The following is a 13,235-nucleotide window of genomic DNA, read 5'->3' on the forward strand; positions in this document are numbered from 1 at the left end:
ACAGCAATACAATAAGAATGAAAACGCCGCGGCCAATTCTAATAATAAAAGTCGTCGCTACGTTCTCAGTATGCTAACGTTGACTTTCCCTGATGCCGTGGTAGAAGCAATGAAGACGTTTTTCAGACCCGTGTTGTTTGGCAGCCTGATGGCCTTATGCGCAAATAGCTATGCGCTTACTGAATCCGAAGCTGAAGATATGGCCGATTTAACGGCGGTTTTCGTTTTTCTGAAAAATGACTGTGGTTACCAAAATTTACCCAACAGTCAGATTCGCCGTGCGCTGGTCTTTTTTGCCCAGCAAAATCAGTGGGACCTGAGTAACTACGACACCTTCGATATGAAATCGTTGGGCGAAGACAGCTACCGCGATCTTAGCGGCATCGGTATTCCGGTCGCTAAAAAATGCAAAGCTCTGGCCCGCGATTCTCTGAGCCTGTTAGCCTACGTTAAATAATCCTCCGCGATCCTATTGCTGAAATAATGACCGTGCATCCACGGTCATTGTTAGCTATGATGTTGCGCCCTTTTTTTACGGGTGTTAACAATGGAGGTATCAGCCAATGGCCGAAAATACGATGTGGCATGAAACGCTACACGACCAGTTTGGTCAGTACTTTGCCGTAGACAACGTTCTGTATCATGAAAAAACCGATCACCAGGATTTAATCATCTTTGAAAACGCCGCTTTTGGCCGCGTGATGGCGCTGGACGGCGTGGTACAGACCACCGAACGCGACGAGTTTATTTATCATGAAATGATGACCCACGTCCCGCTGCTGGCGCACGGTCATGCGAAACACGTTCTGATTATCGGCGGCGGCGACGGCGCAATGCTACGTGAAGTCACCCGGCATAAAAACGTCGAAACCATCACTATGGTGGAGATCGATGCTGGCGTAGTCTCGTTTTGCCGCCAGTATTTACCCAACCACAATGCCGGCAGCTACGACGATCCGCGCTTTACGCTGGTGATCGACGACGGCGTGAATTTCGTCAATCAGACCCATCAGACCTTTGATGTGATCATTTCCGACTGTACCGATCCGATCGGCCCCGGCGAAAGCCTGTTTACCTCCGCCTTTTATGAAGGCTGTAAGCGTTGCCTGAATCCGGGCGGCATTTTTGTCGCCCAGAACGGCGTGTGCTTTCTGCAACAGGATGAAGCGCTCGACAGCCACCGCAAGCTGAGTCATTACTTCAGCGATGTCGGCTTCTACCAGGCGGCGATTCCGACCTATTACGGCGGCATTATGACCTTCGCCTGGGCGACGGACAACGACGCTCTTCGTCACCTGTCGAGCGAAATTATTCAGGCGCGTTTTCATGCCGCCGGCCTCAAATGTCGCTATTACAACCCGGCTATTCATGCCGCTGCATTTGCGCTACCGCAATATCTACATGACGCACTGTCCGCACAGTGATGTTAAGGAGGTGATAAAAATTGAAAAAGCTGAAACTGCATGGCTTTAACAATCTGACGAAAAGCCTGAGTTTTTGTATTTACGATATCTGCTACGCCAAAACCGCAGAAGAGCGCGATGGCTATATCGCCTATATCGATGAACTCTATAACGCCAACCGACTGACCGAGATCCTGTCGGAGACCTGCTCCATTATCGGCGCGAACATCCTGAACATCGCCCGTCAGGATTATGAACCCCAGGGCGCCAGCGTCACGATTCTGGTGAGCGAAGAGCCGATCGACCCGAAACTTATCGATCAAACCGAACATCCCGGCCCGCTGCCGGAAACCGTGGTGGCACACCTCGATAAGAGCCATATCTGCGTGCATACCTATCCGGAAAGCCATCCGGAAGGCGGGCTATGCACCTTTCGCGCCGACATCGAAGTGTCAACCTGCGGGGTGATTTCACCGCTAAAAGCGCTCAATTACCTGATCCACCAGCTAGAGTCCGATATTGTCACCATCGATTACCGCGTGCGCGGCTTTACGCGCGACGTCAACGGTATGAAGCACTTTATCGATCATGAGATTAATTCTATTCAGAATTTTATGTCGGAAGATATGAAGTCGCTGTATGACATGGTGGATGTAAACGTGTATCAGGAAAATATTTTCCATACCAAGATGCTGCTTAAAGAGTTCGATCTTAAGCACTACATGTTTCACACCAAACCGGAAGATCTCACTGAAACCGAACGCCAGGAGATCACTGCCGCGCTGTGGAAAGAGATGCGCGAGATTTACTACGGCCGCAATATTTCTGCGGTCTGATTCACCACTGGCAGCGCCTGACGGCGCTGTCACTCCGGCTGCACCAGCGTTAGCGCAAAAGCGCGCCCTTTCAGTTCAACCTGCGCTGACGGCGGCAGATTGACGTCGGTAATCACGTCATTAAAGCGCTCAAGCGGCACCACATTAAAGAGCGAATGCGCGCCATACTTACTGCTGTCCGCCAGCAACACTTTGCGCTGCGCATTAGCAATAATCTCCTGTTTAAGCCCGGCCTTATCTTCCGTTGGGGTCGTCACGCCCGTTTTTACCCCCCATGAATTACAGCTCATAAACGCGATGTTCGGATACACGCTGCGCAACAGCTTACGCCCATGCTCACCGATACAGGACTGACTGCTGTCATCGATACGACCGCCGACAATCGTCACTTCAATTTGCCGGAACTCAGCTAAAAACAGCGCAATATGCAGATCGACGGTGATGACCCGCAGCGGAAGATGGGTTAAGCATTTCGCCAGTTCCATCATTGTCGTACCGGCATCCAGCACGACGGCATCGCCAGCATTCACCAGCGATGCGGCAACGCGTGCGATCGCCCGTTTTTCAGCGGGCGATCGCAGTTGTTTTTCATTGGTGGTGGGCTGGGCGGGTTCAAAACGCCGCAGCGCCACGCCGCCATGACTACGGCTGATCACGCCCTGCTCATCCAGCTTGATCAAATCGCGACGGATAGTGGCTGGCGATGCGTCAACCGCCTCAACCAGCTGTTCTACCGTAACCAGCGTATGGTTTTTCAGATACGCCACAATGAGATCCAGACGGTGTTGTCCTTTCATAACAGGGAATTATGCCAGTTGCATTGCCAGTTTGATCGATACGGCCATGCTCTCAGATTTTGCTTTTCCCGTCCAGGCGATATCAAATGCGGTGCCATGATCGGCAGAGGTCCGAATAAACGGCAGCCCCGCGGTGATATTCACGCCATCATAAAAGCCAAGCAATTTCAACGGGATATGCCCCTGGTCATGATACATCGCCACCACCATATCATACTGCCCCTCATAAGCCTGGAGAAATACAGTATCCGGCGGGCACGGCCCATAAACGTCCATACCTTTTGCACGGGCATCGGTAATGGCTGGCGTCAGGATACGCGTCTCTTCATCGCCAAACAGGCCATTCTCGCCCGCATGAGGATTCACGCCTGCCACGGCGATACGCGGTTTAACGTAACCCACACGCTTGAGGAAAGTATCAGCAATACCAATCACCGTTTCGACACGCGTGGTACTTAACGTATCAAGGAATTTACGTAGCGCGATATGCGTTGAAACGTGAATCACTTTTAGTTTATCGGTGTAAAGTACCATCGCGTAATCGCGGCTATGGGTCAGGGTCGCGAGCAGCTCGGTATGGCCCGGATAGTTGTGCCCCGCCAGATGCAGCGCCTCTTTATTCAGCGGCGCGGTAGCGATAGCCTGTACGTCGCCCCGTAACGCTAACTCGGTGGCGCGCTTCACGCAGCGATACGCTAAATCCCCCGCCTGCGCCTGAACTTTCCCGGCCTCCAGCGCCTCCGGCTGCGCCAGCGGCTCATCAATCACATGAATGATGCCGGGCGCAAAACGCGCTTCGGCGACCCGTTCAATGGCCCGTAACTCGACGTTCGGCGTGATGCCCTTCGCCTGTAAACGTTTCAACGTTGCGAGGCATCCAATAACCACCAGCGGCGCGCCGTTGAGACCGTCTTCGCTTAGCGCTTTAACAATAATTTCCGGCCCAATGCCCGCGGGATCGCCCATAGTAATGGCAACGGTTTTAGTCTCCACAATACATCTCCTCAATATAATAAAGCGCGTCACACAACGTACTGTCTGAACCGAATCCGCCCGCTTTGGTAATGACCGGCAGATCGTCAATTTCGCTGTTTACAAACGTTCCACAGGGAATACAGGGCGCCACCTCGCTCTGAATGCGATAACCTTCAGCGCCAAGCGCGCCGGCGACGGCGGTAGCGATATCGCCGCCGGTCAGAAACAGCCCGCCAATCCGCGCCTGCTCGATAATGTTTAACGTGACGACGCCAAGCCGCTGGCTCAGTCGCTCGCCCAATTGCTGACGGCTCATCGCGGATTTTTCGCACAGCGCGTCGATTAACTGTCGATCTTCTGCGCGACGGCTGGTGCGTAAAATCGTATGTCGATGCTGACTTAACAGCGCGCAGGCCTGCTCTACGACAGACGCGATTTCCTGTTCCGCGCTATCCGACACCATGCGCGCGGCATCGATATCCACGACCTCCGCACGTCCCCGGCACAGCGCATTATCCACCTGACGTCGCGTGGCTTCGCTCATCGAACCGGCCACCACCAGCACCGGCAGCCGCTGCCGGTCTTGCATAAAAAGTTCAACCGGCAACGCATTCGCCAGACCAGCTGCGCCGACGAGCAGCGGCATCGACGGTTGTTCGCACGCCGCTTGCGCAATCAACGTCAGATCCCGCTCTTCCACCGCATCCACGACGATAATCCCTTCGCCCTCAGCCGCATAAGCCGTAAGTAAGGCGCTTAACCCACCGCGTCGGACATCCTGCAAAAAGACTTCATACACAGGGATCTCACTTTGCAACGCCACTATCTCGGCAATGCGGGAAGAGACAATGGGCGTTTTCGGATCGCTGGCAAATTCGGTTTCCAGTAGCGGGACGCCATTAACCAGACATTTTCCTTCAAGCGTCGTGCGTCCGGCCGCAGGGATCGCGGCGGCGATAACGGCCAGTTTTCGCTGACTGGCGCGCATGGCCGCCGTCACTTCGGCGCCGATATTGCCGCGAAATGTAGAGTCGATTTTTTTGTACACCAGCGGCGCTGGCGATGTCTCACACCACGGCGAAAGCGCGGCATAAACGGCAGATGCCGCCTGATCTGCGGGCATCGCCCGGCTTTCGGTGTTAATGACTAACACATCGGCGCGGCGGGACGGTTTTTGCGACGCGCTCAACATGACTTCCGTTCTCGCCCCCTTCTTCGCCAACTGGACGCCGGTATCATTCGATCCGGTAAAATCGTCGGCGATAACTATCATTTTCATGCGTTTTTCTCCAAAGAAGCCTGACGCGCCTGTTTTTTCGCAACCCAGGAGGTCAACACTGGCGTCAGGATTGCCGTGGTGATCACCGAGGCGGCAATCAGCGGAGCGGCAGCAGCGGCCACCTCGGCGAGCGAAGGGTCGGCCTGCGCAATAGCCAGCGGCGTCGCAACGGCATTACCCGCGGTGCTGGAGGCCGCCGCCCCGGCAATGCCAGTTCCGCCAACCAGACGATCTGCGCGAATATTAAAAAAACCGCCAACGAACGTTGTCAGCACGCCGAGCAGAATTCCGGCAAGTCCGCCTTGCAGTAACATTTCCAGGTTGATGCCCGCCCCCAGCGCAAAAGCAAAGAAAGGAATGAGCAGCGGGCCGCCTTTGGTCAAAAAATCGCGCATATGAGGATCAAGATTGCCGAGGATCATGCCGACAACCAGCGGAACCAGCACCGCCACCAGCGCCATAATGGGAATGTTCGCCATCCCTGCCGCGCCCAGCGCAATCATCGTAAAGAAAGGGCCATCATTAAGAGACAAAATAGAGATAGCGCCGACGTCGCGCTCATTGCCGAATTCGCCTACCAACGCAGCATAAAGTCCGCCATTCGAATTGCTCATCGCCGCGATAATCGCCACGCCGCTCAGGCCAAAAATACCCTCCGCGCCGAAAAGATGCTCCACGCCCAGGCCAATCCCGATGGCGACAAGCAACTTAGTGAGCGTAATCGTCCCGCCCTGCAATAACGCCTGGGGCGCAGCTTTCACACTGATACCGGCTCCCATACACAGCAGAAAAGCGCCAATCAGCGGCGCCGCGCCGTTTTTAAATAAGGCGGTGGTAAAACCGCCGATCTCAAGCGCCTGCGGGGCGAAGGTGTTAATGACTGCGCCAATAACGAGCGGTACGACCATCATGCCGCCGGGTACGCGCTCTATTGCTTTTTTGATGTTCATGGTCTTACCGCCTGTTGCTTGTTGTGATTGAATAAAATCATAACGATTATATTCAATCAAATTAAGATCACAAACGCGTCAGATCACAGTTTTAAAATGATTAATAAAAATCAAAAAATCATTCTGCAATAAAAAAGCCGGGATACTCCCGGCTGGAATGTGTGGTGATTTCGTTTCCACTACCGCCCCCAACTGTCCGTCGACTGGCGTTGCGGGACAATAACGAAGAGAGGGTCAGGCTTTACTGACGAATTCCCGATACGCGGCGACGACCCGCAGAAAATCCTCCATGCCGCACAGGGATAAACTCTCTTCATCGTAATAACTCATCCCCTCTTCCATCTCATCGCCGGAAAAATCCAGCTGATTGGCGCGAATCATCACTTCTTCGCCGTCCATCCAGATCGTGTATTCATGCCCTGCTCGTTGCCAGGAGCGTTCGCTGCCTTTGACCGTACGCGCGGCTTGTTCTACTTCATCCAGTAGCGAGAGGTTGTCTTTAACCTCTTCATTAAACCAGTGACCGACCACCTCGTGGCCCATCGACATTCGTACTTTTACCCCTCCGGTAACGTCGCGCAGAAATTCGTAATCCATAATTGTTTTCCTCTGCCCTGGCAATGCGCCAATACCGCATTGCGCCTTGAGGTAATTATCGCAGCACGGTGAAAGAAAAACAGCGGGGCGCACAAAAGATAAAATAAAAATGCCAAAACGGTTTATTATTCATACAGAAAGTCACTCTAGCGCTTCAATATATCTACACGCGCTCCGACAAAGTGCTACGTGCCGCACCGTGGGGTATTGAGTCTCCACGACTGACAAACTCGCCGTTAGCGAAGCGCGATCTGGAAGAGTATTTATTTAATGAATGTGCTTTTCATATGCAGCCGTAATCAATGGCGCAGCCCCACGGCGGAGCAGGTGTTCCGCCGCTATCCCGGCCTTAGCGTCCGTTCCGCCGGCACCAGCCGCAACGCCAAAAAAAGCGTGTCGTGCGGGTTACTTCAGTGGGCTGACGTTATCTGCGTTATGGAGCAGAAACATAAAGATCGGTTGATGGCTGAATATCGTCGTATTATTGAAAATAAGCCCCTGCACGTACTCGATATCCCCGATGACTACCGCTATATGGACCCTGAACTGGTCAGGCAACTGGAAGAGCTGGTGCCGGAAGTGCTGGGGATATAGGCGTTGCCGCAAGGAAATGTCCATCATCCATCACGCTTACATTCACTTAATCTTCGTTAAGCGAAAACTCGACGACAAATTTCACATCAGGCAGCGCGCCGTTTAGATGAACTTTTATTATGTGCCGGAAGAGCGCAGGCATTAAAAATGGCTGCCCCTCATCCAGTTATAGCATTACCAGCCCGGTGTCCCTCTGGCGTTTTTTCAGAAATCATCAATACCCTGCCCACGCCGACGCCTGCTAGTCTTTCAGACGCTTCCTTATCATCCGGGTCGTTGTCATGAAATTGTTGGCTACTTGATAAGCGCTTTTCAACTGAGCTCCAGCAATGGGCGATATCAGCAGAGAAGCCGTAGTGAGTTGTATTTTTTGTCAGACGGTTGAAGGAAAATTCAGGAAGGATACATTATGTCTGTATTTCGACGAATAATTTATCATAGCGGTTGGTTTATTCTGTTTGGGCCGTTAATAGGCGCAGCCATCGCGATAGGTATCATAAACTTTTTACCCGCCATTATTGGCGGACCAGACTCATTTTTGTTCTATTTTTGCAGAACAATACCAGAATTAGTGATTATTACCGGCTGGATATACAGTCTCCTCCCCGCATGGTTAACCGGTGTCGCCTGCGCGCTGATACCCCTGAAATTATATCAAAAAATAATTAACAGGATGTTCCTTTGCGCCATTGCAGGTGGTCTGATCACGACGCTGTTTAATTTTGCGCGATATGGTTTTGACATAAGCATACTACCATTAATATATGGTGAAGTATTGATTATGCTTATTCCAGCGATTGTAGCCGGGGCAATAATGGGCGGGGTAATTACGTATTTGCCGGGGCTACGGGAAGTGAAGCGTAATAATAAATAAGAAGCGCCATTCGGGCCCGGAAATCCGGGCCCGTCTCTGTTACACCGCCGTCTGGAAAATCACGCCGTCCGCTTTCTCAGTGTACTGAGAGAGCTGGTCGAAGTTCAGGTAACGGTAGGTATCCACCGCCGCCAGCTCCGCAGAAGCCGGAAAACGATCTGTCGATGACCTTTTATTATGCGCCGGAAGAGCGCAGTCATTAAAAATGGGGAGTCTCACATCACCAGCCCGGCCCCTCCATCACGGGCATGAGTTTCACAATATTCTCCAGTACCAGTGGCGTGTGGTGATCTGAACTTAATGCCAGTAAAACATCACCTGTGACAACAATTTCTTGGTTTAACAAATCGTCGCCGTACTGTACTTTAACTCTTTCTATGATCTCATCGCTCAACAAGAGTTGCACTTGCCCATTCCAGTCGGCTGTCTGCATGTCGGCATCCTGGACGCAGGTTAACGGTTCTTCGAGTTTAACCACCCAATAACGCTGCGCGCCGCTTTTTTGCTCTGCCAGTATTCCGCGCAATGACACGGTATCGCCTTCCCGCACGCAGCGCTGTTGCCGTTTTTTCGCCATTTCTTCAACCGTTTTGACTGGCAAAATGTCGGTGCTGTGGTTACACCAGGCCAGTGAGCTTTGGCGACTAATGCCCTGAAATTGAGGAACGGGCAACCACCATGTATTATTAGCGTCTTTCTGCAATACCACATCCAGCTTTTTACTATCCTGACTATACCAGTCAGCATCGGCATTGGCAGGTTCGCCACAAAAATAGGCATATTTTTGCGCCGCGCATAGCTGCGTCACCACAAAGGATGGCACAGGCGTATTATTCAGCATTGTTTTACGATTAAGATCGCCAACGTAGTTTTCACGTACCGCGTCAAGCAGTTGCGTGCGCAACGGATCGCCTTTTTCTACCGGCAGGCAAGCTGCGATGCGCCCGTACTGTTTCACCAGCGCGCGTAATTCCTGTGACTTCAGGTCAACATTCCCGGCAAAGTGGCACTTTGCTTGCTCCGGCGCGCTAAACTCTTCATCCAGGTAAACCGTACTCACCCACCCTTCGGTACCGCTGTCCAGCAGAATACGATCGAAGAGATAATATTTATCATCTTCATCTTTAATATACTGACCGTCAGTATCTTTTAGCAGGCCGCAAAAATAGGCCAGTTCGCGCGTCTCGTTGATTTCAATCCGCTTGATATCGAAGCGGGCGTTTAATAGCCCAACCTCCTCGCGTAGCGTTAATGCAATAGCGCCGCGTGGATTTTCATCAGGCTTCAGCGGGAACATATCTGATGCATATAAATTGCAACAAAACATCATCAACAGCAATAAAAAATAACGCATGAACGTGACCGTCGAAAAATTGCATTGAGGGTGCCATAATAGCGCTTTGCGTTATTATCAGTAATCATTTGCTCATGAAAAAGATCGCGTTCGGTTTCCCGTTATTGCTGGCAGTATTGCCTTATCCGGCGCAAGCCAATGAGGCCGTGGCGAATAGTTCATTGCATTTACTGGCACAGAGCGATATTCAACTAGCGAAAGAGCGTCTGTTAATTGAACGCGAGCGGATTAATGCCAATTATTTGTTTGTGAATCCGACCGCGCAGGATATTACCGTTCCTGTCGTTTTCCCCATGCCGCCGCTGTCATTTAGCGACGTTAACGAAGCCGGTGAAGATTACATCCCCGGCATCCGCAACATTAAAATCTGCGTCGATGGTCAGATCGTGACCCCGCAACCACGCTGGACCGTAGTACTGAATGCTCCGCAGGAAGAGATCACCGATAAACTTCAGCAGGCTGGCTGGACGGTGGAGCAACTGATCGCCGCGCTAAGCGATGGTGAATTTTCGCCTCCGGCGGATCTCCCGGCGCTGCCGCCGGAATGGTTTAAGGATAATCAGCCGCAGTTTACTATCCAGCGCAACTTCATCTGGCAGCAGACCTTTCCGGCGGGGAAAGCGGTGACTATCCACCAGGTTTACACCCCGAGCGTGTCACTCAGCGCGCTAATGTCAACGGATGAGCTGGACAATGACAACACCTGCCCGACGGCGGAAAACCGCCAGCAAATACAGCAGGCGCTGGATCAGTTAATGACGACGCAAGGCCCGGCAGGCGCTTTGGGGCAAAACCGGATGGATGTAGTGCTAACCGGTGATCCCGCATGGAAAGAGGGGGACATCGGCGAGTTTACGCTGCGCCTTCACGGCGATGCGATCACCACCTGCTTTCAGCCGCCGCTGACGCGGATTAACGCCACTACGCTGGAATTTAAGCAAAAAAATTTCCGACCTGCGGAAAATCTGGCAGTGACGTTTTATTATTTGCACGAATAATAACATGAAACACGTTACTCACTAAAATCAATGAGCGCATGGAGCATCTACCGTACAGGCTTTACTAACAATCTTTACGTCCTTCAAATCCACGAGCGCATGAAGCTTCTTATAATTAAAAATCCACCAGGTAGAAAGAATTTTACCCTGCTGGTAAAATTCATAATCACTCTCGCCATTTGGCGACTTCAGTTTTATCACCTCCCCCATCTGTTTCCAACGGGCATAAGGTACATTGTTATCCATTAATTTGAGATTCAATGCCACAGGTACGCAGCGCGCGCACATTTTTGCGTTACCGTCATCGTAAAATGCCATCATCCCACCGTTAGTAACGTGTAAATACTGTAATTTAGCCGCCGCATCAGCGTTGCCGCATAGCATCAATAGCATTCCTATAACCCATAACTTTCTCATTCACTTTATTTCCGTTAAGCGAAAAATATTATCCAGTAACAGCGGCGTATGATGCGAGGCGCTCAGCGCCAGAAAAATATCGCCGCCGACGCTGACTTTTTTACCGACCAAATTGTTGAGCGATTCCCGCTCTTGTGGGGTTAGCACCAGTTGCATCGTCTGGTTCCAGCCAGGCTGCTGCTTATTGGCATCGCGCACGCAGGCAAGGGGGTTATCCGGCGTCAGGGTCCAGTAAGCGGACTCGCCGTCACCCTGCTGGCGAAGCGTGCCGGTGAGGTTAACGGTGTCTCCCTCCACCCTGCACGCCTGCGCCAGTTGCGCTAAATCGGTTTCTCGCAGCGTGCCATCGCTATAGTACCCGCCGCTCACTTTAGATTGTTGTGTCAGCAGGTTGTTTTCCGGCTGCGGGCGCCACATGCCATCCGGGGATTTTTTCAACACGACGCGAAGCCGATTATTGGCGTCATCATGGATAAAAAAACTCGTTTTATCTCCCGTCGCCTTACCTAAAAAGTAAGCATAATCTTCCGTGGCGCAAAGGTCTTCGACGATAAATTTTACCGTCGGCAGCGGGCCGTTAAGGGTTAAGCTATTGCTGTCGCCAATATAACTGGCGCGCAGGCCGTTCAGAATATCGCTTCGCAGCGGGTCGCTGGCTTTTACCGGCTGGCAAATATTTTTGCGCCCTTGCGCGGCGACCTGCTCGCGTAAGAGCGCAGACGTTAGCGGTACGTTTTTACCATAATGGCAGTGAACATCCTGCGGCGAAGCAATGGTTTTATCAAAGCGCACAACGCTGACCCAACTCCAGCGATAACCTATCGCCATCACGCGGTCATAAAGATGATATTGATTTTGCCCATCCGTCAGAAAATTATCGTTTTTGTCTTTTATTAAGCCACAAACGTAAGCAATGCTACTGTTTGCTTCAATCCGCCGCAGGTTAAACAGCCCATCCTCAAGCCCTTCTTCATCGCGCAGCGACAGGGCAATATATTTGCGCCAGGTATCACCTTGTGGCAATGGTTTTATTTCTTCGGCAAATGTATTTTGGCAAATTATTAATAATAAAAATAAATAATACCGCATTTTTCTTCCCTCGAAAAACGGCACTCGCCGGATTATGATAATGATTATGTTTCGGACATGGAATGCACCGGTATGACATATTTTAAATGGCTGAGCGTACTCCTGTGTTTTATTACCAGTTACCATGCTTATGCAAACGACTCGGCGGTCGGGGAAACCAATGGTTCCATTGAATTTCTGCAACAAAATGAGATCAGCATGGCGAAAGAGCGATTGTTGATTGCCAGCGATCGTATCAATGTCGATTATGTATTTATTAATCATTCGGCGCAGGATATTACCGTTCCGGTAGCCTTTCCGATGCCGGCTATTTCCCAAAGATATATGGGAGATCGCACAGAAGGTATTGCCAACTTTAAGATCAGCGTGGACGGTAAACCGGTTAAAAGCGAGTCCCGCTGGCGAGTCATCCATGACTTAGGCGGTAAAGGTGAAGAAGACATTACGGCGAAACTACTGCAAACCGGCTGGACGATCCCACAGCTACGCCATGTCCTCAATCGCGAGGGCAAAGCCTCTATTGAAGAAGGATATAAAGAGGGAAAACAGCAATTACCGTCAGAGTGGTTTGATGACGGCTATCTGAATATTGCCGTTCAACAATATTTTATCTGGCAACAACGTTTTCCGGCGGGCAAGGAGATCGTTATTCACCACTCATACACGCCCAGTACGTCCACCGGCGTGCCTGACGACCTTGACAGTCTTCTTGGTGATGAGTTCGGCGATCAATGCCTGACCACCGCCACTCGCAAGGCGTTAAAACAGCTGGATGCAGGAATAAAATATAAAAACGAAGACGGTAGCGCGAATATCGGCTGGGGCTATCTGGGCTATATTCTGAAAACTGGCGCTAACTGGAAAGAGGGTGTCATTGGCGACTTTACCTTGCGCATTCATAAGAAGGATGAGACTGAAGTGGTTGTCCCCTGCTTTAATTACCCGCTAAAACAAATTGATCCGTTAACCCTGGAGTTTAAACAAAAAAACTTCAAGCCCGATGAAAACCTGGATATCCATTTTTATTACGATTCTTCGCTGTAAAAACTGGCCCGGAAATCCGGGCCAGTCA

General features: G+C 51.3%; 16 protein-coding genes. 7 read left to right on the forward strand and 9 right to left on the reverse strand.

Going from position 1 to position 13,235, the window contains the following annotated elements; genetic code table 11:
- Positions 1 to 109 precede the first annotated feature (109 nt).
- The 3 genes from QEN32_RS17740 to speD all read left to right on the forward strand — a co-directional run bounded on the left by QEN32_RS17740 (position 110) and on the right by speD (position 2,239).
- Entirely contained in the window at positions 110 to 457 is a 348-nt protein-coding gene (locus QEN32_RS17740) for a YacC family pilotin-like protein (protein WP_000846613.1), read from the forward strand.
- 106 nt (positions 458 to 563) lie between these two features.
- Positions 564 to 1,424, forward strand: a complete 861-nt coding sequence (gene speE, locus QEN32_RS17745; RefSeq protein WP_000829968.1) for a polyamine aminopropyltransferase — start codon at positions 564 to 566, stop codon at positions 1,422 to 1,424.
- A 20-nt stretch (positions 1,425 to 1,444) separates the two neighbouring features.
- Positions 1,445 to 2,239: an adenosylmethionine decarboxylase gene (speD, locus tag QEN32_RS17750; RefSeq protein ID WP_000734276.1), complete on the forward strand. Its 795-nt coding sequence runs from the start codon at positions 1,445 to 1,447 to the stop codon at positions 2,237 to 2,239.
- A gap of 29 nt (positions 2,240 to 2,268) precedes the next feature.
- Here the strand turns inward: speD and QEN32_RS17755 are convergent, their stop codons facing one another.
- The 5 genes from QEN32_RS17755 to yacL all read right to left on the reverse strand — a co-directional run bounded on the left by QEN32_RS17755 (position 2,269) and on the right by yacL (position 6,837).
- A complete protein-coding gene (locus QEN32_RS17755; protein ID WP_000678254.1) occupies positions 2,269 to 3,036 on the reverse strand; it encodes a DeoR/GlpR family DNA-binding transcription regulator in 768 nt (255 codons plus the stop codon).
- A gap of 9 nt (positions 3,037 to 3,045) precedes the next feature.
- Entirely contained in the window at positions 3,046 to 4,029 is a 984-nt protein-coding gene (locus QEN32_RS17760) for a D-threonate 4-phosphate dehydrogenase (RefSeq protein ID WP_000448749.1), read from the reverse strand.
- Complete coding sequence (locus tag QEN32_RS17765; RefSeq protein WP_000782192.1) at positions 4,019 to 5,290, reverse strand: D-threonate kinase; 1,272 nt, start codon at positions 5,288 to 5,290, stop codon at positions 4,019 to 4,021. Before QEN32_RS17765 ends, QEN32_RS17760 begins: the two co-directional genes overlap by 11 nt.
- Positions 5,287 to 6,240 (reverse strand): 2-keto-3-deoxygluconate permease 1, encoded by a 954-nt coding sequence (locus QEN32_RS17770; RefSeq protein WP_001022089.1) that lies wholly within the window; start codon positions 6,238 to 6,240, stop codon positions 5,287 to 5,289. The genes QEN32_RS17765 and QEN32_RS17770 overlap by 4 nt, the downstream gene beginning before the upstream one ends.
- A 234-nt stretch (positions 6,241 to 6,474) precedes the next feature.
- The gene (gene yacL, locus QEN32_RS17775; RefSeq protein WP_000384308.1) at positions 6,475 to 6,837 is read right to left on the reverse strand and encodes a protein YacL; all 363 of its coding nucleotides are present in this window, start codon (positions 6,835 to 6,837) and stop codon (positions 6,475 to 6,477) included.
- 270 nt (positions 6,838 to 7,107) lie between these two features.
- Here yacL and QEN32_RS17780 point away from each other — a divergent pair, with 270 nt between their 5' ends.
- Positions 7,108 to 7,431: a hypothetical protein gene (locus QEN32_RS17780; RefSeq protein ID WP_001101536.1), complete on the forward strand. Its 324-nt coding sequence runs from the start codon at positions 7,108 to 7,110 to the stop codon at positions 7,429 to 7,431.
- Positions 7,432 to 7,840: 409 nt separating this feature from the next.
- Entirely contained in the window at positions 7,841 to 8,305 is a 465-nt protein-coding gene (locus QEN32_RS17785; protein ID WP_265321998.1) for a hypothetical protein, read from the forward strand.
- Positions 8,306 to 8,344: 39 nt separating this feature from the next.
- Here the strand turns inward: QEN32_RS17785 and QEN32_RS17790 are convergent, their stop codons facing one another.
- Both QEN32_RS17790 and QEN32_RS17795 read right to left on the reverse strand, forming a co-directional pair.
- The gene (locus tag QEN32_RS17790) at positions 8,345 to 8,524 is read right to left on the reverse strand and encodes a hypothetical protein (protein ID WP_001239175.1); all 180 of its coding nucleotides are present in this window, start codon (positions 8,522 to 8,524) and stop codon (positions 8,345 to 8,347) included.
- Position 8,525: 1 nt separating this feature from the next.
- Positions 8,526 to 9,659, reverse strand: a complete 1,134-nt coding sequence (locus QEN32_RS17795) for a DUF4431 domain-containing protein (protein WP_265323654.1) — start codon at positions 9,657 to 9,659, stop codon at positions 8,526 to 8,528.
- A 74-nt stretch (positions 9,660 to 9,733) separates the two neighbouring features.
- Here QEN32_RS17795 and QEN32_RS17800 point away from each other — a divergent pair, with 74 nt between their 5' ends.
- Complete coding sequence (locus tag QEN32_RS17800) at positions 9,734 to 10,657, forward strand: DUF4424 domain-containing protein (protein WP_265322000.1); 924 nt, start codon at positions 9,734 to 9,736, stop codon at positions 10,655 to 10,657.
- 27 nt (positions 10,658 to 10,684) lie between these two features.
- Here QEN32_RS17800 and QEN32_RS17805 read toward each other — a convergent pair whose 3' ends face one another.
- Together QEN32_RS17805 and QEN32_RS17810 are read right to left on the reverse strand one after the other, a co-directional pair.
- Positions 10,685 to 11,074, reverse strand: coding sequence for a hypothetical protein (locus QEN32_RS17805; protein WP_265322001.1), 390 nt, complete (start codon positions 11,072 to 11,074; stop codon positions 10,685 to 10,687).
- Entirely contained in the window at positions 11,075 to 12,097 is a 1,023-nt protein-coding gene (locus QEN32_RS17810) for a DUF4431 domain-containing protein (RefSeq protein ID WP_254892288.1), read from the reverse strand.
- Between the two features lie 138 nt (positions 12,098 to 12,235).
- Here QEN32_RS17810 and QEN32_RS17815 point away from each other — a divergent pair, with 138 nt between their 5' ends.
- Positions 12,236 to 13,207: a DUF4424 family protein gene (locus QEN32_RS17815; RefSeq protein WP_020898391.1), complete on the forward strand. Its 972-nt coding sequence runs from the start codon at positions 12,236 to 12,238 to the stop codon at positions 13,205 to 13,207.
- The last annotated feature ends 28 nt before the right edge of the window (positions 13,208 to 13,235 follow it).

Source organism: Salmonella sp. SA14318 (assembly GCF_029866905.1).
Classification (GTDB): domain Bacteria; phylum Pseudomonadota; class Gammaproteobacteria; order Enterobacterales; family Enterobacteriaceae; genus Salmonella; species Salmonella enterica.